The following is a 22123-nucleotide window of genomic DNA, read 5'->3' as shown; positions in this document are numbered from 1 at the left end:
CGTTGCGTGCGAATGCCCGAGGCGCGCGGACCTGGGTCCGGCGGGGCCGGTCAGCCGGACGGCGACGGCGTGTCGGCGGGGGACGGTGTGTCGGCCGGGGCCGACGCGGGGGTCCTGCGCCGTTCCACCGCCTCGGCGAGCGAGCGGCGCACCACGCGCGTGCCCGCCCCGTACCCGATGCCCACGAGGGCCAGCACCAGCCAGAACAGAGGCAGTGCGCCGTGGCCGACGGCCAGGTCGAAGCCGCCTCCGACGAAGCCGCCCAGCATGCCGCCGACGCCCCAGGCCATCGTGGAGTAGCCCAGATACAGGCCGGTACGGCCCTCGGTCGCGAGGCCCGCGACGACCGCGTCGACCACGCCGCAGAACAGTGACTCGCCGATCGAGGTGACGATGACGGCGGCGACGATCGGGCTGATCCCGTCCACCGAGCACAGCAGCCAGCCGCCGCCGAGCAGCACTCCGGACGCGATGAACATGTCGAGGCGGCCGATCGTGGACCGCTTCTCGATGCGCGAGCCGAGCAGCCACACGGTCAGCATCACCACGACCGCGTTGCCCGCGGTGAGCGGGCCGACCAGGTCGGAGGAGAGCTTCTGGTGGACGACGGTCAGCGGCAGCGCGACCCGGTACTGGGTGATGAGGAACCAGCCGCCGACCGCGAGCGAGCAGAAGATCATCAGTGGGCGGTCGCGCAGCGCCTCGGCCATGGCGGCGGCCTTGATGGGCGCCGCGTTCGTGGCGTGCAGACCGCGCAGCAGCACGGCCGAGGTCACGGCGAAGGCCAGGTGCAGCGCGGCCGCGATCAGGAACCCGGCCTTCATCGCGCCGGCCGCCATCAGCGCGGTGCCGATCAGCGGCCCGATCAGGGCGGCCCCGTTGATGGACACGTAGTAGCGGCTGAGGTTGGCCGCGACCCCGCCGGACTTGCTGGAGGCGAGGACGCTGCGGGCGCCGTTGTTGTTGAGGGAGCCGCCGATGCCGAGCAGCGCGACCGCCGCGCCCCAGACGAGGACGCTGCCGCCCGCCACGGTGAACACGACGTACGCGCCCGCCTCGACGGCGAGACCCAGGGTCAGGATCCGGGCTGCACCGAAGCGGTCGCTGACCCAGCCGGACGGGATGCCGAGGCCGCGCCGGGTGAATTCCATGACGGCGAAGAGCAGACCGGTCTGGAAACTGCTCAGCCCCTCGTCCTTGGTCAGGTGCACCGCGAGGAACGGCACGACCATGAAGAAGCCGATGTTGGTGGTGAAGCGGCCGAGGATGACGACGTACGCCGGACCCCGGCCCGTGACGAATCGGCCGGTCCGCGCCTTCGGCGTGTGCTCCGACTCCGTTCCGGAGTTCCCGGCGAGTGTCACCCCGTCTCCTTTCTCGGGTGTCACCGCGCGGCCTCCTCGTCGGTGTGGATGGCGATCCGGGCGGCCGCCGCGTCGGCCGCGTCGGCGGCGGCCTTGGGGTCGGGGCCCGCGGCGACGACATGCCCGGCCCGGTTCCAGGAGTCGCCGAGTGACACCAACTCGTCCCCGACCTTCGGGAGTTCACCGATACGGATCACCCCCTCCATGGCCAGCGCGTCGGCCACGCCCGTCAGCTCGGTGACCCGGCCGGGCCGTGGGGTGAGGTAGCGGATCGAGGCGCCGCCCGCGTGGCCCGCTCCGGGCCCCGGCAGCACGCCGTGGGCGAGGGCGAGGACGGCGCCCTGCAGCATGTCGATGCCGGTGACGTGGTGGACCAGTTCCCAGATCTGGTCGCCGCCCTGCCGGGCGTTGATCTCGACGACGGTGGCGCGCTCGCCGTCCTCGGCGAGCATCACCTCGGTGTGGCAGGGGCCCCAGGCGTAGCCGACGGCGTCCAGGGCGTTCAGCGCCGCGTCGACGAGCATCCGGTACCGGTCGGCCGGCAGGGTCGCGGGCAGGTCGTGGCCGGTCTCCACGAAGTGCGGGCCGCCCGAGGTGTGCTTGCGGGTGACCGCCAGGACCCGGTGGCGTCCGGCGGCCGACAGCGACTCGACGCTGAACTCCTGGCCGGTGAGGAACTCCTCGGCCAGCACCGTGGACGCGGACTCGCCCTGCGGCCAGGCGAAACCGGTTCTGGCACCGCTGGTCCAGGCCCACGCCTCGGCCAGTTCCCCTTCGGTACGCACGAGATGCACGCCCGTTCCGCCGTTGCCGTCGACCGGTTTGAGGATCACGCCGGTCGGGCAGCGGCGGAGCAGCGCGCGGGCCTCGTCGACGGTGGCGCACACCTGGTGGGCGACCGTACCGAGGCCGTGGTCCCGCAGGTGTCCGCGCATGGCGGCCTTGTCCTGGGTCAGGGCGAGCGTGGTGGGCGAGTTGCCGCGCGCGCCCAGTGCCTCGGCCACCACGCTCGCCGGGCGCAGGGAGAGCTCGGTGAGCCCGAGCACCGCGTCCACGGGGCGCCGGGCGTGCACCTCGCGGGCGACGGTGAGCAGCGCCCGCGGGTCGGTGAAGTCGGCGTCGACCACCGCCAGGGCGAGCGACTCCTCCAACTGCCGGTCCCCGCCCGGGCGGTGGACCACGGTCAGGGCGACCGGCAGGCCGACGAACTTGCCCAGGATGTCGTGGCGCGGACAGATGAGCAGAAGGTGGGGCACACGGGCCCCGTACAGCTGGCCTTGCATGTCAGGCGGTCCCCCCGGTGCCGGCCGCGTCCTGCGCGGCCGCGTTCCACGCTCGTTCCAGCTCGCGGATGCGGGCCGAGTCCTTCTCGATGGCGTCCCAGTCGTCGGCGCCCTGGACGACCCAGCCCAGGCTGGTGGTCACGTCGTTGGTGACCGGCATGTCCCTGCCCTCGGGCGGGATCGACATGGAGAACGTGGTGGGCAGGTCGGCGATCGCCTGGAGGATCTCCATGTTCCGCACGGGGCCGGACCGGTCCGAGCAGAGCCAGAGCGTGCGGACCTCTTTGACGAGCTCGAAGGACGGCACGAACTCGCCGTCGAGGACGTGCCGTACGGTGCGCTCGATCTGGTTGTCGCCGGTGGCGAGGGACCCGGAGATCATCATGCAGCTGCCCGAGTAGCGGGCGGCCAGCTCCACCAGCCGGGGCCCGTCCGCCGTCATGATCGCTTCGGCGTGGGTGGAGCCGTTGCGGATGCCGACCGCGTCGGCGGCGCGCATCACGTACGGGGCGAGGACCGCCACGTCGGGGTGGTCGGGGGCCAGGAAGTCGGCGACGTCGTAGATGCCGATGCGGGGGCCCCGGTCGTGCTTGGCGTAGACACAGGTGTCGACCAGACCGTGCCGTCCGTCCACCGAGTACAGGTCGACGATGTATTCGGGCCCTTCCAGGAACTCCTGCACGATGACGGTGTCGTTGCGGAGTTCGAACCCGTTGACCTGGCCGAGTATGTGGGTGAAGTAGCCGAGCCATTCGCCGCCGGCCGGCACGAAGTGCACGTTGTCGGTCCCGGCGCTGTGCGGCGGCTTCAGGATGAGCGGCCGGTCGGTGAGCCCGGTGGCCTCGATCCAGGCGGCGGCCTCGGCGGGGTCGGCGGTCGACAGGGTGCGCGGACCCGAAACACCGGCACGCTCCAGGGCGAGGGCCATCTCCCCTTTGTGGCGTTGGCACTTGGCGCTTCCGGGTACATTCTGGAACTGTGGCATGAGGCGTTCGACGAGCTGGGCGGCGAATTCGACACCGCTCTCGTTCCCGGTGACGATGCCCACCGGGTCGTAGGATTCGACGAGTTTCACCATGGCCTCGAAGTCGCCGTCGTAATAGTGCACGGCCTCGAAGTCGTCGGGGTACCAGATGTTCTTCTTGACGAATTTCGCCAGCGGCTGTGGGGTGCTCATGACGGTGACCGGCAGCACGCCCCGGGCCCGGAAGGCGCTGGCGAAGCCCCGGTCGTCGCCGTCCCTGATGTGGTAGCCGTCTACGACGATCACATGCCGCCGCCCAGTGGACTTCATGACTCAACTCTGCTGGCCGGGGCACCCGCGGCGACAGTGGCGGAACTGACACACATCCACGATTTACTGCCAGTCGGCGCCCGGGGGGCGGGCGTGACACCGGCCTGCTGTCGGGGCCGGAACAGAGGTGTTGGTCCGCTGCCTTCCGATATGCGCCAATGGTAGCGATTGAGTCGTTTCTGTCATAGGGCAAGGGGCCTATGGCGGGTCCCAGGCCGACTGGCTACTCTGGCCCTCGCCCGGTCGAAAATTGTGTGAAGGCGACGTCGATTCGCCGCGTCGGCCGAGACGTCTGGGCGCGTCGCCGTTCGCCATGTCAATTTCTCGGTCGGATTTCCATGTCAAGCCAATGAAGGCGGGGACGGACTGTGGAATCGCTCGGGTGGGGCGGAGAAGCACCGGAGCATGAACGAATAGTCAGCTGGCAGGCTCCACCGCTGAAATTCGGTGTCGGTGCAACCCGGGAAATCGGCCACGAACTGCGCAGGGCCGGCATCGCGTCGGTGCTATTGGTGACCGATCCCGTCCTGGCCGGTCTCGGCCTGCCGGCCCGTGTCGCCAAGCAGATCGAGCAGGAGGGGATCTCGGTCACGCTGTTCGACCGGGCCCGGGTGGAACCCACCGACGAGAGCTGCTCCGAGGCGGCCCGTGAACTGGAAGCCCTACAGGTGGACGGTTATGTCGGTCTCGGCGGCGGCAGCTCGATCGACACGGCCAAGATGCTGAACCTGCTGCTCAGTTACCCCGGCCGCCCGGTGAGCGACTACCTGAACGCGCCGATCGGCGCCGGAGCCCCGATTCCCGGCCCGCTCAAACCCCTGGTGGCGGTGCCCACCACGGCCGGCAGCGGCAGTGAGTGCACCGCCATGGTCGCCCTCGGTGTGACGGGCCTGAACGTGAAGACGGGCATCAGCGACCTGCGGCTGATGCCCTCGCTGGCCCTCGTCGACCCGGCGAACACCCTGACGCTGCCCCCGGCGGTCACGGCCTCCTCGGGGTACGACGTCCTGACGCACGCCTGTGAGTCGTACACGGCCCGCGCCTACGACCGGCGTCCCCCGTACCCCACGCCCGAGGACCGGCCGTTGTACATCGGCGCCAATCCGATCAGCGACGTGTGGGCGGAACAGGCGCTGGAGCTGGTCGGCCGCTACCTCAGGCGTGCCGTGCTCAACTCCGCCGATCTGGAGGCCCGTACCGGAATGAGCCGGGCGGCGAGCTTCGCGGGGATGGGATTCGGCAACGCCGGAACCCACATTCCGCATGCCTGCGCCTATCCCATAGCCGGGATGGTGCGTGACTACCGGCCGGACGGGTACGACGTCGACCACGCCATGGTGCCGCACGGGGCGGCGGTCGTCTCCACCGCGGCGGCGGCCTTCGAGTTCACCTACCCGACGTCTCCCGAACGCCATCTGCGCGCCGCCGAGTTGCTCGGAGCCAATCTCAACGGCGTGACCGAGGCGAACGGTTCGGACGTGCTTCCGGCCACGTTGCTGAGCATCGTGGCGGACACCGGAGGACCCGCCGGACTGCGGGACTTCGGCTACTCGACGAAGGATCTCCCCGAACTCGTCGAAGGCGCGCTCAAACAGCGGCGGCTGCTGGTGTGCTGCCCGCGTGACGTCGCCTCACGTGATCTCGGGCGGGTGATCGCCGGTTCGATGGCCTCCTGACACCGAAGCAGCGCGCCCCCCACGCCGAGGAGCTGGATGCACCCGTGAGTGATGCATCAATACCGGAATACAGGGCTGTCATCGCGGGGAAGCAGGTTCCCACGGCGCGGTGGATCGAGGTCCTCGATCCGTCGAACGGCCACCCCTTCGCACGCGTCGCCCGCTGTGGCCCGGCCGAGGTCCAGGCGGCCGTGGAGGCGGCCCGCCATACCTACGAGACGGTGTGGCGGTTCGCCGCGCCGGTGGAGCGCTCGCGGGTCTGCCATCGCATCGCCGAGGTCCTGCGCGCCCGGCGCGAGGAGCTCGCCGCACTGGAGACGCTCGACACCGGCAAGCCGCTCAGCCAGTCGCTGGTCGACGCCGAGGTCGCCGCCCGGTACTTCGACTTCTACGCCAACGCCGTCGAGGCGCTCGGCGGCGAAACGATCCAGCAGCAGCCGGGCCGGCTGGCCTTCACCCTGCGCGAACCCTATGGCGTGTGCGGGCACATCATTCCGTGGAACTACCCGCTGCAGATCGCGGCCAGAACCCTGGCGCCCGCCCTCGCGGCCGGAAACTGCTCTGTCCTCAAGCCGGCCGAGGACGCGCCGTTGACCTCGCTCCGGCTGGCCGACATCGTTGAGGAAGCGGGACTCCCGACGGGGGCCCTGAACATCGTGCCGGGCTACGGAGCGGAAGCGGGCGCCGCACTCGCCGCGCATCCCGACCTGGACCGCCTGGCCTTCACCGGTTCGCGGGAGGTCGGCGAAGCCGTGATGAGCGCGGCGGCGCGCACCATCGTGCCGGTCACCCTGGAGCTCGGCGGCAAGTCCCCGCACCTCGTGCTCCCCGACTTCGACGCCGCCCGCGCGGTGCCGCAGATCGTGGAGTCGATCACCGAGCACGCGGGGCAGAACTGCTCGGCCGGCAGCCGGCTGCTCGTCCACCGGTCCGTCCACGACGAACTGGTGGACGCGCTCGTCGAACGGTTCCGCGCCCTGACCCTCGGGCCGGGGGCGAGCGATCCCGACATGGGACCGCTCATCTCCGCGAAACAGCGCGACAGGGTGCTCGGCTACCTGGCCGAGGGCCGACGGGACGCCGTGGTCCGCGCGGGCGGTGGAGTACCCCGAGGGGACGCGTACGGCGAGGGTTTCTATGTCGAGCCGACCATCCTCGATCAGGTCACCCCGGAACACCGGGTGTTCAACGAGGAGATATTCGGTCCGGTCCTGTGTGTTTCGGTCTTCGACTCGCTGGAGGAAGCGGTCGGACTCGCGGAACACACGACGTACGGACTGGCCGCCGGATTGTGGACGTCCGACGTGACCACCGCCCACTGGCTCGCCCAGCGGCTCCGGGTGGGCCAGGTGTTCGTGAACAACTACAGCGCGGCCGGGGGAGTCGAGCTGCCGTTCGGCGGTTACCGGCGCTCGGGAATCGGAGTGGAGAAAGGACTGGAGGCGCTGCGCGAATACACGCGGTGCAAGACGGTGGCGATCCACGCGGAGCTTCCTTCCTGACCCGGTGCGTCGATTTTCCCGCAAGCCCTCGGCCCTACGGAGAAGAGCGGTTCGGTCAATTCACATCGGTGGAGGGAGTTCATCTGATGTCGCCAGTTGCGCGCGGGTCGGTCGAGGAGTTGAGGGGTCGGCAGTGCTGCGAGGTCTGCGGGGCGCCGACGCAGCCCGTGACGGCCTTGGCCGAAGGCGTCGCCAAGGTGCACAAGGCCCTGGGCGAGGCGCAGGATGCCTTGGAGGCCCAGGAGCAGTTGATCGAGGACTTATGGGCCGACGGCCGGCGGACGGCCGTCGCCGCCCCGCCGCCCTCCGAGGAGGTGCTCGCGACACGGCAGGCACTCTCCCTGCTGACGGCCCGTGAACGACAAATTCTGGTGCTTATCGCCCAGGGAAATTCGAATCGGCGCGTGGCCAAGGCGCTTGGCATATCCGAGAAGACGGTGAAGAACCATTTGTCCGCGGTCTTCATGAAGGTCGGCGCGTCCGATCGGACGCAAGCCGTCGTCATGGGCATCCGCAGCGGGATCGTGTCCATTGGCGGGCCCGTCAGCGGCGTGTCTCCGCCTATGAGCGCGAGTGAGTGAATCCTGACCGCTTCAGGGTCCATGCCGTGAGTATGAGGGCTGATTCGGTCATGGGACAGCGGAGGGACTGTCAGAACACCATGTATTACTGCCACATTGGAACACATGCTGAAGAACGTAGCCGCGGTCCTGCTCGACAATGTCCATCCCTTCGAGCTGGGTGTCGTATGTGAGGTATTCGGGATCGACCGCCGGGAGGAGGGGCTGCCCGCGTACGACTTCGCGCTCGTCGCCGCGGAATCCCCGTCGGTCCGGGCGGTGCCGGGGTTCACCATCAGCACGCCCTACGGGCTCGACCGGCTGGAGGAGGCCGATCTCATCGCCATTCCGGTGGGGGACGACTTCCACACCCGGGACTTTCCGCCCGCTCTTCTGGAGGCCCTGCGCCAGGCGGTGGCCCGCGGGGCCCGGGTGGTCAGCGTCTGTGTCGGGGCCTTCGTGCTGGGCGCCGCGGGGCTGCTCGACGGACGGCGTTGCACCACCCACTGGCGGTACGCCGACGCGCTCGCCGAGCGCTACCCCAAGGCCCAGGTCGAACCGGGAGTGCTCTACGTCGACGAGGACCCGATCCTCACCTCGGCCGGTACCTCCGCGGGGATCGACGCCTGCCTCCACCTGGTGCGCAAGCTCCAGGGCAGCGACGTCGCCAACGCCATCGCCCGGCGCATGGTCGTGCCCCCGCACCGGGAGGGCGGCCAGGCCCAGTACATCGAACGGCCCGTGGCGCAGTACGGGGAGGACGGCGTGCGCGAGGTGCTGACCTGGGCCGAGCGGCACCTGGACCAGGAGATCAGCGTCGAGCAGCTGTCGGCGCGGGCCTGCATGTCGCCGCGCACCTTCGCCCGCCGCTTCCGGGCGGAGACGGGCACCACGCCCTACCGGTGGCTGCTGGCCCAGCGGGTGCTGAGTGCCCAGCGGCTGCTGGAGAACACCGACGAGACGATGGAGGCGGTGGCGGCCCGCACGGGATTCGCCAACGCGGCCGCCCTGCGGTACCAGTTCGTGCACTTCCTCAACACCACGCCCAACGCGTACCGGCGTGCTTTCCGGGGCCGGTTACCCGACACGACCACGCACTGAGCCCCCGCACGGGGCGACAGGAGGACGGGAATGCTGCGCATCGCGGTAGTCGGCGCCACCGGAGCGGTGGGCCGGGAATGCCTGGCCCTGCTCGACGGCGGGATCGTGCCCGTGGAACAGGTGGTGCCCGTGGGATCGGCGCGCAGCGTCGGCCGGGACCTGGGTACCGAACTGGCGCTGGCCCTGCCCATGGCGGACCTGGTCACCCTGGACGACCTGGACCCCCGGGGTCTGGATGTCGCCGTCTTCTCCGCGGGCGCGGAGGTGAGCGGCCGGGAGGCGGAGCGGCTCGCCTCGGCCGGGGTACTGGTCGTCGACAACAGTTCGGCCTTCCGGATGCGGCCCGACGTCCCGCTCGTGGTCCCCCAGGTCAACCCCGGTGCGCTCGACGACCGGCCGGCGTCCAACCTCGTGGCCAACCCCAACTGCTCGACCATCCAACTGGTGCGCGCCCTGCACCCGGTGCACGAACTGGCGGGTCTGGAGAGCGTCGTGGTGGCGACCTACCAGGCGGCGTCCGGCGGCGGTGTGCGCGGTCTGCGGGAACTGGCGGAGGGCTCGAGGGACATCCTGGACGACCCCCGTGCGCAGGGCACCCCCGGCGGGCGCTTCGGGCAGCCGCTGTCCTTCAACCTCGTCCCCGAGATAGGGCTGCAGGACGACACCGGGTTCACGCACGAGGAACGCAAACTCGTCCGCGAACCACGCAGGATCCTCGGCCTGCCGGACCTGCGGGTGAGTGCCACCGCGGTGCGGGTGCCGGTCTTCGACTGCCACTCCGAGGCCGCGCACCTGCGGCTGCGTGAGCCCGTGACGACCGCGTCCGTCGAGGCGGCCCTGGCCGCGACGCCCGGCCTGCGGGTCTACCGCCGCTCGGAGAACCCCTCGTACCCCATGCCCCGTACGGTCTTCGCCGGGCCCGAGGAACGGGCCCTGGTCCATGTCGGCCGCATACGCGTCGAGCCGGAGGACGACCGGGCGGTGGCGCTCTGGGTGGTCGCCGACAACCTGTGGGTGGGGGCCGCGCTGAACGCGCTGCAGATCGTGGAACTCGCCGCGAAGAACGGGTGGCTGGGATGACGGGCCGTCACATGCCGGACAGGCGGCCGCTGGTGCTGAAGTTCGGCGGCTCCGCCTTCGCCGATCTCGACGGCTACCACCGCGTGGCCCGGTACGTGGTGCGCCGCAGCGGCGAGGACAGGCGCCCGCTGGTCGTCGTGGTGAGCGCGATGTCCGGTACGACGGGCAGACTCCAGCAGACCCTGGACGCTCTGGCCGCCGACCCGCCCGCCCAGGCCGCGGCGATGCTCCTGACGGCCGGCGAGACGGTGAGCGTCGCCCTGCTCGCGGCCGCGCTCGACGCCGAGGGTGTGCCCGCGTGCCCGCTGCCGGCGGCGGGCACCGGGCTCCTGGCCGAGGGGCCGGGCGACCGGGCGGAACTCGTCTCGGCCCGTCCCGAGGCGCTGTCCAGGGCGCTGGCCGAATGCCCGATCGCGGTCGTCCCCGGCGGCCAGGCGGTCGACGCGGCCGGGCGGACCGTCATGCTGGGCCGCAACAGTTCGGACCTCTCGGCGGCGGCGACGGCCGCGACGCTGGGCGCCGACACGTGCGAGCTCTTCTCCGACGTGCCCGGTGTCTGCACCGCCGACCCCTACCTGGTGCCGGAGGCCCGCACCCTCTCCCGGATCAGCTACGAGGGAGTGCGCCGGATGTCCCGGCACGGCGCCAAGGTCGTCCACGAGGGCGCCGTGGACTGGGCGGAGCGCGGCGGGGTGCGGCTGCTGTGCCGGCCCTTTCCCTGGAGCGAGGGCCCGGGAGGCGGGACCGCCGTCGGGAGGGGCCCGGAGGCGGCCGCGGTCGTCGTGCACAAGGACAGCGACGTGTGGTCCTTCCGGTCCGGCCGGGAACGCCTGGCGGTCGGGGGACGGCTGCGGGCCGAGGGCCTGACGGTCACCGAGTTCGACATCGCGAGCGAGGCGTGTCTGACGGTGCCGACCGGGGCGCGGGGCGCGGCCCGGCATGTGCGGAGCGCGCGCCGCCTCGGCGACCTGTGCCTGGTCACCACCCTGCGGGCGGACGGCCGGGCCGAGCACACCGCGGTGCCACGCTCCGACGCGGCGGCCGAGGCCCGCCGACGCCACGGGCTGCTGTACCCGGACCCCGCGGGCGCCCATGGAGCGGCCGTGCCCCCGCCGGCCAAGGCCCGTTCCCCGCACAGCGACGTCCTGGTCGGCTCGGGCCCGGTACCCGCCGCCGAGGACAAGCGGCCGGACTGACGGGGGCCGGGGCCGAGCGGCGCCCGGCCCGGCGGGTCGGGCCCGGCGGAAACAGCCCGCGCCAGGGCCTTCTTCGTGGCCGGTGGACCCAGCGGGCGGCTGATTCCGGCCACCCTGCGGATCGCCGTCGTCGAGTGGCCCGCGCGCCGTCTACTCCGTGGCCGTCGACAGGGACGGTTCGCGCACCGCCGCCCCCCGCACCCGCAGCGCCAGCGGAGCCGCTGCCCCCGCCACGGCGAACAGGGTGCCCAGCAGGAGCCACCCCTCCCGCGGGCGCCCGCCGAGGCAGAGCACCGCTATGAGTGCCGGTGCCACCGCGGTCGCGGCACCGCGCCCCAGGGAGAAGAAGCCCTGGTACCGACCGTGCATGCCCTCCGGAGCGAGTGAGAAACTCAGCCCGAACGAGCCCGCTGACAGCCACAGTTCGCCGAAGGTGAGGGCGGCCGCGAACAGCAGCAGCAGAAGCGTCGCAGGCCAGCCGCCCATCCCGCCGGTGAACGCGATCAGCGCGCACGCGACGAACAGCGCGATCCCCGAGTTGCGGCACATCCGGGCGGCTCGGCGGTCGTCCTCGGCGCCGCGGCTGAACCGTATCTGCAGACAGATCACCATCACCGTGTTGACGGCGACGACGGCCGACACCAGGACCGGCGGCGCCTCGGTGTGCCGGAGCACCCACAGCGGTACGGCGAACGACAGCACCTGCGCCTGGAGGGACAGCACACCGCAGATCAGGGTGACGGCGGCGTACCGCCCGTCGCGCAGGACCTGCCGGCCGGAACCGGTGCGCGCAGCCTTCTCGGCCGGCCGTCTCTCGCGCGCCCGCAGCCACCGCAACGGCACCGCCGCCCCCACGTAGGTCAGCGCCGTGCACCACAGCAGGGCCATGTATCCGGCCTCGGTGTCGGCCTGGATGACCAGCGCCGAGGCCGCCGCGCCGATCGTGATGCCGACGTTGGTCACCACCCGCAGATAGGCCCGCAGCCGTACGCGTTCGGCGCCCTCCCCGACGGTGGCGACCAGCGCGCCGCGGGCCGCGGTGCTGCCCTGCTCGGCGAGGAGGAAGACCAGGATCAGCGCCAGGATCGCCGGGAAGGTACGGGCGAAGGCCAGCGCCGCCATGGTGGCGAACTGGACGCCGAGCAGGACGGTGTACGTCCGCCGGGGGCCGAACCGGTCCGCCAGCGCGCCCAGCGGTACGGCACCGGCCAGCGCCACGATCCCGGCGACGGTGAGGCCGGTGGCGACCTGGTGCACGGGCAGGCCGACGACGCGGGTGAAGTACAGCGTGCTGGTGGTCAGGTAGAGCCCGCTGCCGACGGTCTTGACCAGCCAGGACACGGCGAGCAGCCGGGGATCGCCGGCGGCGGGCAGACAGGCGTCGAGCAGGGCGCGCGCCCGGCCGGGAGCGGGTGTGGTCATGCCGCGGGCCCCGCCATCTCGTGCAGCCGAGCGATGAAGGTCTCCGCGGCCGCCTCGTCCGCGGCCGTGAAGTACGCCTCCAGACGCCCCGGGCTGGCGCACTCCTCGGGCGTCAGCACCTCCAGCACGCCGGGCAGGGCCAGCACCCGCTCCCGTAGACCGGGCAGTGCGGGCAGCCGGGAACGGCCGATCGTCCCGGGGTGCGGTTCGCGGGCCGGCCGGCTGGGCCGCTCACCGGCCGAGACCCGGACGAACTCCTCCCACAGGTCCACCCCGAAGGCGTGCCACCACATCCGGGAGATGCCCATGCCGCCCGGCCGTACGGCCACTTCGCCGATGACCGGTCCCGCCCCGGTGCGGAACACCTCCAGGTGCGTGACCCCGGCCGGCAGGCCGAGCGCGGCGACCACCCGGCGGTGCAGGTCCAGGACGTCCCGCGAGAACGGGTCCGTCCGGTCGGCGACGTAACCGCTGTTCAGGTTCGGCGAGGTGCGCAGCGGAGGGAGGAAGTAGCGGGAGACGGCCGCGCGGGCCACCTGGCCGTCGTGTACGACTCCGTCGCAGTGGTACTCGTGCGTGAACCGCACCAGGCGCTCCACCTGGACCGGCAGCCGCGTGTCCGCGAGGTCGGCGAAGCCGCCGGCCCGGTGCCGTTCGGCGAACTCCTCGGGGGAGTCCACGCGGTGGGTGCACTTCGAGGCGGCGCCGAACACCGGCTTGATCATGACGGGCCAGCCGGTCCGCTCCGCCGCCCGGGGCACCTCGTCGAGCGTCGCTGCCTGGGCGTAGTCCGTCACCGGGAGACCGGCGGCGCGCAGCCTGTCCTTCATCGCCCGCTTGTGGGCGCCCCGCAGGGACTGGTCGAAGCCCATCCCGGGCACTCCGAGCAGGACGCGGACCAGCCCGGCCGCCACCACGCTCTTCTCCGTGGCCGCGATGACGTGGTCGACGGGGCCGTGTGCGGCGAGTTCGTACGCCGCCTGCTCGACCTGTGTCAGATCGGCGAAGCTGTCGACGTACGCCACCTCGTGGTTCCGGTACAGGTCGGCGTACACCTTGCGGGTGATGACACGGAGGGTCACTTCGGGGCGGCGGGCCAGGGCCTCGAGGACCTCGGGCTTGTCCGAGTTGAGCAGGAGTACCTGCCGGGTCACTGCTTCTCCGTAGGTTGTGGGGCCGTGGGGTGCGGTGCGTGGTGGTAGGTGACGGTGGCGGCGTCCTCGTCGACGACGGCCCAGGCGGGGGAGGGGCCGCGGTCCGGGGCGCAGTGGGTGACTGAGCCCACGTTGATGACGTAGCGGCCGTCCGGTGCGAGCGGGACCGGCGACCCGAACCGTACGGGCAGGCGCTCCACCCGCACCGGGCCGGTGTCGCCGGGCCACAGCCTGTACAGCGCACTGCGGTGATGGTGCCCGTGCACCAGCGCCCGCCCGGGAAAGTCCGCGTCGGCAGGGCACCACAGCCCGGGCTCCGGTTCGCGCCACGGCAACGGGTGGCCGTGGCAGTACAGGGCGAACTCGGTGCGGTGCTCCAAGGGGGCGTCGAGCAGCGGGCGGGTCCAGCCGGGCAGGCGGTGGTCGGGCACGAGGGCGCGGATCCGCTCCTCCTGGTTGCCCCGCACCAGCCGTACCCCGTCCAGGAGCCGGGCGAGTTCGGGGTCCGGGTCGAAGACGTCGGTCAGCCGGCCGCCGAACTCGTACCCGGCCGCCTCCCGTTTCCCGATCCGGCACTCGAAGACGTCGCCGAGGCAGACCACCTGGTCCACCCGCTGCTCACGGGCCCCCTCGAGAACGGTTCGCAGCCGAGCGGTGTCCCCGTGAATGTCGGTCACAACGGCATGGCGCACCGGTCTCACCCACTCGTTTCGATCCGCACCCGGCCCGCCAGCACCTCGCAGAGACGGGCGGCGTCGGCCGCGTCCGTGCCGTCGGCGATGACGTGTCCCGCGCGGTCCTGCGAGCTGCGCACCGGGCGGACCCGGTCGCCGACCGCGACGTCCAGCCGGATCTCGGCGGTAGTGCCGCCGGTGTCGGGCAGGGTGATGTTCCGGACCGTTCCGGGCGGTGGGGCGAGGAAGCGGATGGCCGCTCCCCGGCGGGCGACGGGCGGGCCGGCGGGCGGCCGGAGCAGACCGAGCGGGCAGCCCGCGGTGAGGGTCACCAGGTCCAGTCCGTAGGCGCGGCCAAGCAGTTCGCGGATCTTGTCGCCGCCGATGCGGTTGTGCGACTCGAGGATCCGGGGGCCCTTCCCGGTGATCTTGACCTCGGTGTGGGCGGGGCCCTCCGTCAGGCCCACGGCGTCCAGGAAGGCCTGGACGAGCGCGGCGACCTCCGCCAGGACGGACGGGGGCAGGGCGCTCGGCTGGGTGTGCCCGGTCTCCACGAACGCGGTGCCGACCAATTTGTCGGTCACCGCGAGCACGGTGTGCTTCCCGTCGTACGAGAAGCTCTCCACGCTGATCTCGGGCCCGTCGAGGTACTCCTCGGCGATCGGCCGGGTGCCGCCCGCCGCTTCGAACGCCCGCCAGACGGCCTCGGCGTCCCGCGGCCCGGCCACCCGGAAGACAGCCTGACTGCTGGTGCCGGCCGCGGGTTTGAGGATGACGGGTCCGCCCGTCGTACGGCAGAACCCGGCGAGGTCGGCCGCGTCACGCGGTGCGCCGGTGTGCACCGGGCCGATGCCGCGGGCGTTGAGGAGCTCCCGCATGCGTTGCTTGTCCTGGAGCAGGCTCACGGTGTGCAGCGAGTTGCCGGGCAGGCCGAGCCGTTCGGCGATCGCGGCCGTCGGCAGCAGGCCGCGCTCGGTGAGCGACAGCACGCGCCCGAAGGGGCGTTCGGCGTGCAGCGGCGCCAGGGCCGCGTGCAATGCGTCGGTGTCCGCCAGGTCCACGGCGATGGCCGTGTCGGCCTCCGCGGCCACCGGCGGCGCCGACTGCGCCGCGTCGTGCACGAAGACGGTGTCGATGCCCAACGCGCGGGCCGCGCGCACCAGTTGCGGGGTGCCCGCGAGCACCGCGATACGCGGTGTCGCGGGCACCTGCTGCCCGAAGGTCATGCCACGGGCTCCTGCTGCGCTTCCACGGCGGTACCCGCCTGAGGCGTCACCGCCTCCGGGTCGCCGAAGCGCTCCTTGAGGTAGGCGACGATGTCGGCGTTCTCCCGCAACTTGCCCGGGATGACGGTGGCGCCGTCGACCAGGGCCGGGATGAATTTGCTGCCCGTGGTGCGGATCAGCTCGTGCCGCTCCTCGCGCGGCTTGGGCACGTTGATGTTGATGTAGGAGACCTGGAGCCTGGTGAGCAGTTCGCGCACCGGCTTGCAGTCCGGGCAGGTCTCCCGCTGGAACAGGACGAGCATCAGTGGCCCTCCTCGTGGAATGTGCGGATGATCTCACCGACGCCGGAGCCCGGGGTGAACGTGTGGCCCAGGTCGAGCAGGGCCATCTCCAGGGCGCCGAAGATCCCGCTCAGGTCGAGGGCGTCGGCCGCGCCCACGTGGCCGACCCGGATGAGCTTGCCCTTGAGATGTGCCTGGCCGCCGGTCATCGTGACCCCGTAAGACGTGGACAGCGTCTTCAGCAGCCGGCCGGTGTCGATGCCCTCGGGCGCGAGGGCCGGGGTGATGACGTGGCTGCGCCGGTTCGGGGGCTGGACGAAGGTGCTGAACCCGAGCTTCAGCAGGCCGCGTTCGGCCGCCCTGCCCAGCACGGCGTGGCGCCTGCGGAAGGCCTCCATGCCCTCCTCGTCGAGCATCTTCAGCGACTCGTGCAGGGCGAGCAGCAGGGACACCGCGGGGGACGAGGACGACATCGGGTAGAAGTGGCGCAGCCGCTTGAACGACCAGTAGTAGTTCGGCCCGGTGGAACGCTCCACGGCCGTCCACGCCTTGTCGGACAGGGCGACGAAGGCGAGCCCCGGCGGCAGCATGAAGCCCTTGTGGGAGGCGGCGAGGACCACGTCCAGGCCCCACGCGTCCATCTCCAGCGGGTGCACCAGCAGACCGCTGATGGCGTCGACGACCACGACCACGTCGGTGTCGCGGAAGATCCGCCCGATCGCCTCGACATCGTTGAGCGCCCCGGTGGATGTCTCGCTGTAGACGACGAACGCGCCCCGGATCTCAGGGTGTTCGCGGTAGGCGGCCGCCACCCGCTCGGGGTCGGCGCTGGTGCCCCAGTCGCTCTCGACGACGTGCACGACGAGACCGTACGACGTGCAGATCGCCTGGAAGCGCTCGCCGAAGTAGCCGTTGGAGACGATCAGGACCTCGTCGCCGGCCGAGAAGCAGTTGGCGACCGCGGCCTCCATGGCGCCGGTCCCGGAGGAGGCGATGGTGTACACGGGGGCGCCGGTCCCGAACAGCGGGGGCAGCCCGCCGCTGATCTCGTGGATCAGCTGCTCCATCTCGGTGGAGCGGTGGTGGATGATCTCGCGGGCCCCGGCCAGCAGCAGGCGCTGCGGGACTTCGGTGGGTCCGGGTGTGGCCAGCCGCAGCTTCACCGGCTGTTCTCCTTAACCGTGTCGGTGTGGGGGGTGGGCGCCGCGGTCCGGGGCGCGTCGACGAAGACGCGGCGGGTGGCGGGCTTCAGGTCGAAGTCGAAGAGCACCACACGGTGACTCGGCGACATGGCGAGGCGGCCGCCTTGGAAGGGCACGAGCAGACTGGTGCCGAGCAGCGACGACTTCAGGTGGGAGAAGCCGTTCGGGTCGGCGGTGGTCAGCTCGTGCAGATAGCGGCTGCCGTCGGCGGGGGACTCCGGGGCGATCCGTTCCAGGGTCCGCAGCAGGTCCTGCACGGCGCCGGGCTCGTAGCGCATCACGGTGAGACCGATGGTGCTGCCGTGCGCGAACACCCCTGCCAGTCCGTCACTCGTGCCGTGCTCCTGGAGGGCGGTGGCGATCCGGTCGGTGAGGTCGTAGTGGGAGTTGAGGCCGGTGCTCTCCACCGTCAGTTCGATCACCGGACCACCTCCGCGGGCCCGCCGATCGCGGACGGCACGTTCTCGGCCGTCAGGTCGCCCGGGCCGGTCAGAGTCCAGGCGGGCACCCCGGCCAGGACGTCGGCGATGCGGGCGAGCTGCTCGGCGTGGGCGGCGCGGCCGTCGTCGAGGTAGTGGTGCCAGCCGGCGTTGGCGCCGTCGAACGCCGACTCCACGTTGGCGCGCAGCACTTCGGCGTGCTCCTGACGGCTGCCGGTCAGCGGCTCGACGAGCGTGCGCTCGCCGGGCCCGATCGCCGGGTGCAGGATCGCCGCGACGGGGACGCGCACCCCGACCGGGGCGCTCGGGAAGCGGTCCCGGAACGGCAGCGGGTCCACTGCGAACTTCCCCACGGGCGAGAACGCGTGGCCCTCGGCGGGCACGTAGTCGTCCCCGATGCCCGCGATCTCCCTGAGTCCCGGGTACTTGGCGACGGTGCCGTAGCCGAGGTGCGGGTAGTCGGGCCAGCCGGCCGCGACGACCGAGCCGTCCGGCAGCTCGTGCAGCACGGTCTTGTCGCCGCTGAGCACCTCGTACCCGAAGTGCTCCACCAGCTCCAGGAGCACCGTGCTCTTGCCGGCCCCCTTCGCGCCGGTGACCAGCACGACCGCGCCGTCCCGGTAGGCGGCGGTGGCGTGCAGCACCGCGGCGCCGGTGTTCTCCTGGTGTTTCAGCACCAGGTCGCGCACCAGCTCGACGAGGTCCATGTGCCCGTCGGCCCCGAGCGCCACGTCGATCACGCGGGTGGCGCGGTCGAAGACGAAACGGCTGCCCGTCTTGGTGCACTCCAGGTACTCCCGGCCGTCCACCGCGGCCCGCCGGGCCGGCACGGTGAAGAATTCGCTGGCGCTCTTGCGGAGATAGATCTCCTCCTGCACGGTCCCGGCGGGAGGCGCGAGGAGCCCCGGGGCCGGGGCGTGCACGCGCAGCGTCGCGACCGGCTCGCGGTCCGTCTCGTCGGGCTTGGCCTCCTCGGCGGTCAGATGCGTGGCGAGGAAGGCCAGCGCGTCCTCGACGCCGGCGCCGGGCGCCACCTCCAGGTCGAGCCGGGTGCCGTGGAAGTCCAGCCGCAGGGCGGTGGGGTGGGTGGTCACTGTGCGGCCTCCGCGAGTTCGCGTCCCAGGGACTCGTAGCGCTCCTGCTGCTCCAGCATCTGGGGCATGCGCTGCAGGTCGAAGATCTCCTTGAGCGGGGCGAGTTCGGGCTCCACGTTCAGCGTGGTGCCGTCCCGCATGATCCGGGTGAGGGTCTCCCGCATGGCCCGGATCGAGCTGCGCAGCGCCTGGTTGGCGTAGATCGCCATGGCGAAGCCGCGCTGCTCCAGCTCCTCGACGGTGACCTGGTTGTAGGTGGTCGGCACGACGATCACCGGGAGGTCGCCGCGGTAGGCCTCGCGGAAGGCGAAGACCTCCTCCGGGTCCTTGCGCTTGGAGTGGATGAGCAGGGCGTCCGCCCCGGCCCGCTCGTAGACGTCGGCCCGGCGCAGCGCCTCCGCCATGCCCTGCCCGGAGATCAGCGCCTCCAGGCGGGCCACCACCACCATGTCGGTACGGGTCTCGGAGGCGGCCCGGATCTTGCCCGCGAAGTCGTCCAGCGGGGCGAGGTCCTGGTTGCCGTCGACGAAGCTGTTGAGCTTGGGGAACTGCTTGTCCTCGATGCACACGCCGGCCACGCCGCGCGCCTCGTAGGAGCGCACCATGTGGATGACGTTGTTGACGTTGCCGAATCCGGAGTCGCAGTCGGCGAGGACGGGGATGTCCACCGCGGACGCGAGGTCGGCCGCCGCGTCGAGGCACTCGCCCATGGGGAGGATGTTGGCGTCGGGCACGCCGGCCGCGGCGGAGATCTCCAGTCCGCTGGACCACACGACGTCGAAGCCGGCCTCCTCGGCGAGCCGCGCGCTGAGCGGGCTGTGCGAGCCCATGGCACGTGTCAGTCGCGGGGCGGTGAGGGCCGCGCGCAGCCGCTGTGCCGCGCCGGTCGGCGGGTCGTTCTGTTCCTGCTGGGGCGGTCGGCTCCCGGTCATGCGTCCCCTCCGTCGGTCTGTTCGCTCTGTTCGGCCAGTTCCCGGCACACGTCCTCGACCGTCGTGTCGAGGACCTTGCGGGGCCGCGCCGCACCGATCCTGCGTCCGACCTCCCACGGGTCGAGTCCGTGGCGGGCGCTGATCTTCTCGATGCGGTCCTGGAAGTAGAAGTGGTGGTCGTTGATCCCGGCGGCGATCTCCGCGCGGCGCACCGTCATGGGGCGCGGCAGCACTTGCTCGGCCACGTACTCGGCGGCCTCGCAGACCAGGGTCAGATCGGCGTGGGTGTCGTACTTGGGCCACGCGGTGAGGAAGGCCGCGGCCTGTTCGGTGGCGAGGTTCCCGGCGCCCCGCGCCATGGCGCACAGCGAGGCGTCCAGCCAGCTCACGCCCGCGTCCAGGCCGGCGACCGCGTTGGCCGCGGCCAGGCCCAGGTTGTTGTGGGCATGGATGCCGAGCGCTGTCGGCAGCCGCTCGGCCAGCAGCTCGACGCGCCGCTGGACGTCGTCCGGTGTGAGCGCGCCGAAGGAGTCGGCGATGTAGAAGACGTCGGGCGGTTCCGACGCCACGACGGCGGCGACCTCGGCCAGCTGCTCCTGGGTGGTGTAGCTGACGGCCATCAGGTTGACGCCGACCTTCAGCCCGAGCGCCCGCACGGCGCGGACGTACTCGGGGACCCCGTCGATGTTCCACGGGTAGGCGGCGATGCGCACCATGGACACCGGACTGTCGGGCAGGTCGTCCATGGCCCTCACCGGGCACACGGTGGGTACGACCATCACGGCCAGCTCGGCGTGCGAGACGGCCGGCAGCGCCGCGAGGTACTCGGGCGTACAGTGCGCCGATGTTCCCGCGGTGGCGCTGGCCCTGCTCCCGGAGCCGCCGCGGTAGCCGACCTCGATGACGTCGACGCGGGCGGCGTCCAGGGTGCTCACGATGGTGCGGACGTCGGTTGCGGTGAACTGCCAGTCGTTCTGGTTCCCGCCGTCGCGCAGGGTGCAGTCGAGCAGGGTGGGTTTCACACGGCTCCTTCCAGGTGCGCCGCCGGATCGGCCAGTTGGGCGCGGAAACGTTCCACCAACTGCTGGGGCGTCTGCTCCACGCGCTTTCCGGCGGGGTGGCTGCGCGGCTTGCAGCGGATCCGCACCAGAGTGGGCGTGCCGGTCAGGTCCAGGGCGGCCAGCTGGTCGAGGTCGTCCACGGTGTGGGCGGTCGCGTAACCGGCCGCGAGGGCCATGGCCGCCGGGTCGCCGAGCGCGACGGTGCGCTGGCCGCCGGTGCTCTCGTGGGCGCCGTTGTCGAGGACGACATGGACCAGATTCGGCCGGTGCTGGGCGATCATCGGCAGACAGCCCGGGTTCATGGCGAACGAGCCGTCGCCGTCCAGCACCAGCACCCGGCGGTCCGGGTGGGCCAGTGCGATGCCGAGCCCGATCGGCGCGGCCATGCCCATGGAGCCGACGAGATAGAAGTGGTTGGCGCGATCGCGGATGTTGTACACGTCGCGTGTGATGTAGCCGCACGTGCTCACCGTCAGGGCGGCGGACTCGCGCTCCAGCAGTGCGCTCAGGGCGTCACGGATGTCCAGCAACGCTCAGATCCCTTCCCGGACGATCAGTACGGCGGTGCTTCGCCCGGAGTCGTACTGCTTGAGGAACGCCTCCACGGAGTCCTCGGGGTGCTCGTTGTCCAGCACGGTCCAGGGAAGCCCGAACACGTCGAGCAGCCGGGTGAGTTCGCGGCCGATGACGTCGTGCTCGACGGCGTCGTTGCCGTCGTGACCGCGCCAGCTGACGACGATCGGGAGGTGGACGTCGTAGATGAGGTTGAACGAGGTGAGGACGTTGAGCGAGTAGCCGAGGCCGGAGTTCTGCATGAGGACCACGGGCCTGGCCCCCGCCACGGCGAGACCGGAGGCCACCCCCAGGGCGCTGTCCTCACGCGGGGCGGGTATGTACGTGGCCGGACAGTCGGGGTCCTCCAGTAATCGGAAGAACCCCTTCAACAGTGAACACGGCACGCCGGTGAAGTGTGAATGACCGCGGTTTACGAAGGCATTGAGCAAGGTTTCCGCGACGTTGGACCCGGATCCCGCTGCCGACGAAGATTCAGGCAGCACGCATCGCCTTTCTTTTGCGAAGCACGGACGTGATCACGCCCGGCGAGGAGCGTCTCCGTGCTCCTCGTCGGTGTGGATCTTGCATGACGCCCAAGGGAATCCGCAATGACGTTCCGGAATACGGACAGGTGAATTTGGCGGAGCCGAGTCGGGCATACCGTGCATTCGGTGGCCTTGTGGTCGCATGTTCAATCAGCCGATCTTCCGAGTGCAATGACCGAATTTCGATGTTTGAAGTCGGGGATTGCGGTGCCGTGATTCTGTGCAGCGGCCGTCGCCGAAGGCGCAGCTCGCCGCACGGGCCAGGAGCCGGACGAGACCCGGGCGGACGCGATCGCCGCGCGCGGTGCCGAACTGGGCCTTGTCGGGCGGGAGGCAGCGCAACGCCACGCAGGCGCGACACGTGGACATCCGTGCCGTCCTCGAGAGCCGCCGCCTAGGTCTGCGGGTTTCCGGCCATCCGATGTGTCGTGCGAGGGCCGGCCGAGGTCGGGAGCCGGTACGCGGTGGATCGGATTTGAGT

21 protein-coding genes are annotated in these 22123 nt (G+C 71.4%); 6 read left to right on the top strand and 15 right to left on the bottom strand.

Going from position 1 to position 22123, the window contains the following annotated elements:
• Positions 1-50 precede the first annotated feature (50 nt).
• The 3 genes from ACZ4N5_RS33600 to ACZ4N5_RS33590 are packed head-to-tail and all read right to left on the bottom strand — an operon-like array spanning position 51 to position 3941.
• Complete coding sequence (locus tag ACZ4N5_RS33600) at positions 51-1388, bottom strand: MFS transporter (RefSeq protein ID WP_467760803.1); 1338 nt, start codon at positions 1386-1388, stop codon at positions 51-53.
• Positions 1385-2647, bottom strand: coding sequence for an ATP-grasp domain-containing protein (locus tag ACZ4N5_RS33595; RefSeq protein WP_467760802.1), 1263 nt, complete (start codon positions 2645-2647; stop codon positions 1385-1387). The genes ACZ4N5_RS33600 and ACZ4N5_RS33595 overlap by 4 nt, the downstream gene beginning before the upstream one ends.
• A gap of 1 nt (position 2648) precedes the next feature.
• The gene (locus ACZ4N5_RS33590; protein WP_467760801.1) at positions 2649-3941 is read right to left on the bottom strand and encodes an ATP-grasp domain-containing protein; all 1293 of its coding nucleotides are present in this window, start codon (positions 3939-3941) and stop codon (positions 2649-2651) included.
• Positions 3942-4309: 368 nt separating this feature from the next.
• Between ACZ4N5_RS33590 and ACZ4N5_RS33585 the strand changes: the two genes are divergently transcribed.
• From ACZ4N5_RS33585 to ACZ4N5_RS33560, 6 genes are all read left to right on the top strand, one after another.
• Positions 4310-5617 (top strand): hydroxyacid-oxoacid transhydrogenase, encoded by a 1308-nt coding sequence (locus ACZ4N5_RS33585; protein ID WP_467760800.1) that lies wholly within the window; start codon positions 4310-4312, stop codon positions 5615-5617.
• A gap of 44 nt (positions 5618-5661) precedes the next feature.
• Positions 5662-7119 (top strand): aldehyde dehydrogenase family protein, encoded by a 1458-nt coding sequence (locus ACZ4N5_RS33580; RefSeq protein ID WP_467760799.1) that lies wholly within the window; start codon positions 5662-5664, stop codon positions 7117-7119.
• Positions 7120-7205: 86 nt separating this feature from the next.
• Entirely contained in the window at positions 7206-7700 is a 495-nt protein-coding gene (locus ACZ4N5_RS33575) for a LuxR C-terminal-related transcriptional regulator (RefSeq protein WP_467760798.1), read from the top strand.
• A gap of 105 nt (positions 7701-7805) precedes the next feature.
• The gene (locus ACZ4N5_RS33570; RefSeq protein WP_467760797.1) at positions 7806-8780 is read left to right on the top strand and encodes a GlxA family transcriptional regulator; all 975 of its coding nucleotides are present in this window, start codon (positions 7806-7808) and stop codon (positions 8778-8780) included.
• A 30-nt stretch (positions 8781-8810) separates the two neighbouring features.
• Positions 8811-9860 (top strand): aspartate-semialdehyde dehydrogenase, encoded by a 1050-nt coding sequence (locus ACZ4N5_RS33565; RefSeq protein WP_467760796.1) that lies wholly within the window; start codon positions 8811-8813, stop codon positions 9858-9860.
• Positions 9857-11056 carry an amino acid kinase family protein gene (locus ACZ4N5_RS33560; protein WP_467760795.1) on the top strand — a complete coding sequence of 400 codons (1200 nt, stop codon included), beginning with the start codon at positions 9857-9859 and terminating at the stop codon, positions 11054-11056. The genes ACZ4N5_RS33565 and ACZ4N5_RS33560 overlap by 4 nt, the downstream gene beginning before the upstream one ends.
• 150 nt (positions 11057-11206) lie before the next feature.
• Here ACZ4N5_RS33560 and ACZ4N5_RS33555 read toward each other — a convergent pair whose 3' ends face one another.
• Genes ACZ4N5_RS33555 through ACZ4N5_RS33500 form a run of 12 tightly spaced genes read right to left on the bottom strand, consistent with a single transcriptional unit; the run spans position 11207 to position 21600 of the window.
• A complete protein-coding gene (locus ACZ4N5_RS33555) occupies positions 11207-12478 on the bottom strand; it encodes an MFS transporter (protein WP_467760794.1) in 1272 nt (423 codons plus the stop codon).
• Positions 12475-13632 carry an ATP-grasp domain-containing protein gene (locus tag ACZ4N5_RS33550; RefSeq protein WP_467760793.1) on the bottom strand — a complete coding sequence of 386 codons (1158 nt, stop codon included), beginning with the start codon at positions 13630-13632 and terminating at the stop codon, positions 12475-12477. The genes ACZ4N5_RS33555 and ACZ4N5_RS33550 overlap by 4 nt, the downstream gene beginning before the upstream one ends.
• Positions 13629-14309 carry a metallophosphoesterase family protein gene (locus ACZ4N5_RS33545; protein WP_467760792.1) on the bottom strand — a complete coding sequence of 227 codons (681 nt, stop codon included), beginning with the start codon at positions 14307-14309 and terminating at the stop codon, positions 13629-13631. Before ACZ4N5_RS33545 ends, ACZ4N5_RS33550 begins: the two co-directional genes overlap by 4 nt.
• Positions 14310-14329: 20 nt before the next feature.
• On the bottom strand, positions 14330-15532 hold the full coding sequence (locus ACZ4N5_RS33540; RefSeq protein ID WP_467760791.1) for an ATP-grasp domain-containing protein: 1203 nt from the start codon (positions 15530-15532) through the stop codon (positions 14330-14332).
• A complete protein-coding gene (locus ACZ4N5_RS33535) occupies positions 15529-15834 on the bottom strand; it encodes a glutaredoxin domain-containing protein (RefSeq protein ID WP_467760790.1) in 306 nt (101 codons plus the stop codon). Before ACZ4N5_RS33535 ends, ACZ4N5_RS33540 begins: the two co-directional genes overlap by 4 nt.
• Positions 15834-16976, bottom strand: coding sequence for a pyridoxal-phosphate-dependent aminotransferase family protein (locus ACZ4N5_RS33530; RefSeq protein ID WP_467760789.1), 1143 nt, complete (start codon positions 16974-16976; stop codon positions 15834-15836). Before ACZ4N5_RS33530 ends, ACZ4N5_RS33535 begins: the two co-directional genes overlap by 1 nt.
• On the bottom strand, positions 16973-17437 hold the full coding sequence (locus tag ACZ4N5_RS33525; RefSeq protein ID WP_467760788.1) for a YjbQ family protein: 465 nt from the start codon (positions 17435-17437) through the stop codon (positions 16973-16975). The genes ACZ4N5_RS33530 and ACZ4N5_RS33525 overlap by 4 nt, the downstream gene beginning before the upstream one ends.
• Positions 17434-18549 (bottom strand): phosphoenolpyruvate carboxykinase (ATP), encoded by a 1116-nt coding sequence (locus tag ACZ4N5_RS33520; protein ID WP_467760787.1) that lies wholly within the window; start codon positions 18547-18549, stop codon positions 17434-17436. Before ACZ4N5_RS33520 ends, ACZ4N5_RS33525 begins: the two co-directional genes overlap by 4 nt.
• A complete protein-coding gene (locus ACZ4N5_RS33515; RefSeq protein WP_467760786.1) occupies positions 18546-19481 on the bottom strand; it encodes an isocitrate lyase/phosphoenolpyruvate mutase family protein in 936 nt (311 codons plus the stop codon). The genes ACZ4N5_RS33520 and ACZ4N5_RS33515 overlap by 4 nt, the downstream gene beginning before the upstream one ends.
• Positions 19478-20503, bottom strand: a complete 1026-nt coding sequence (locus tag ACZ4N5_RS33510) for a beta/alpha barrel domain-containing protein (protein ID WP_467760785.1) — start codon at positions 20501-20503, stop codon at positions 19478-19480. Before ACZ4N5_RS33510 ends, ACZ4N5_RS33515 begins: the two co-directional genes overlap by 4 nt.
• Positions 20500-21072 (bottom strand): thiamine pyrophosphate-dependent enzyme, encoded by a 573-nt coding sequence (locus ACZ4N5_RS33505; protein WP_467760784.1) that lies wholly within the window; start codon positions 21070-21072, stop codon positions 20500-20502. Before ACZ4N5_RS33505 ends, ACZ4N5_RS33510 begins: the two co-directional genes overlap by 4 nt.
• A 3-nt stretch (positions 21073-21075) precedes the next feature.
• Positions 21076-21600 carry a thiamine pyrophosphate-binding protein gene (locus ACZ4N5_RS33500; protein ID WP_467760783.1) on the bottom strand — a complete coding sequence of 175 codons (525 nt, stop codon included), beginning with the start codon at positions 21598-21600 and terminating at the stop codon, positions 21076-21078.
• Positions 21601-22123: the final 523 nt, after the last annotated feature.

Source organism: Streptomyces sp. NPDC026500, from assembly GCF_055567635.1.
This window is presented reverse-complemented; position numbering and strand designations above follow the sequence as displayed.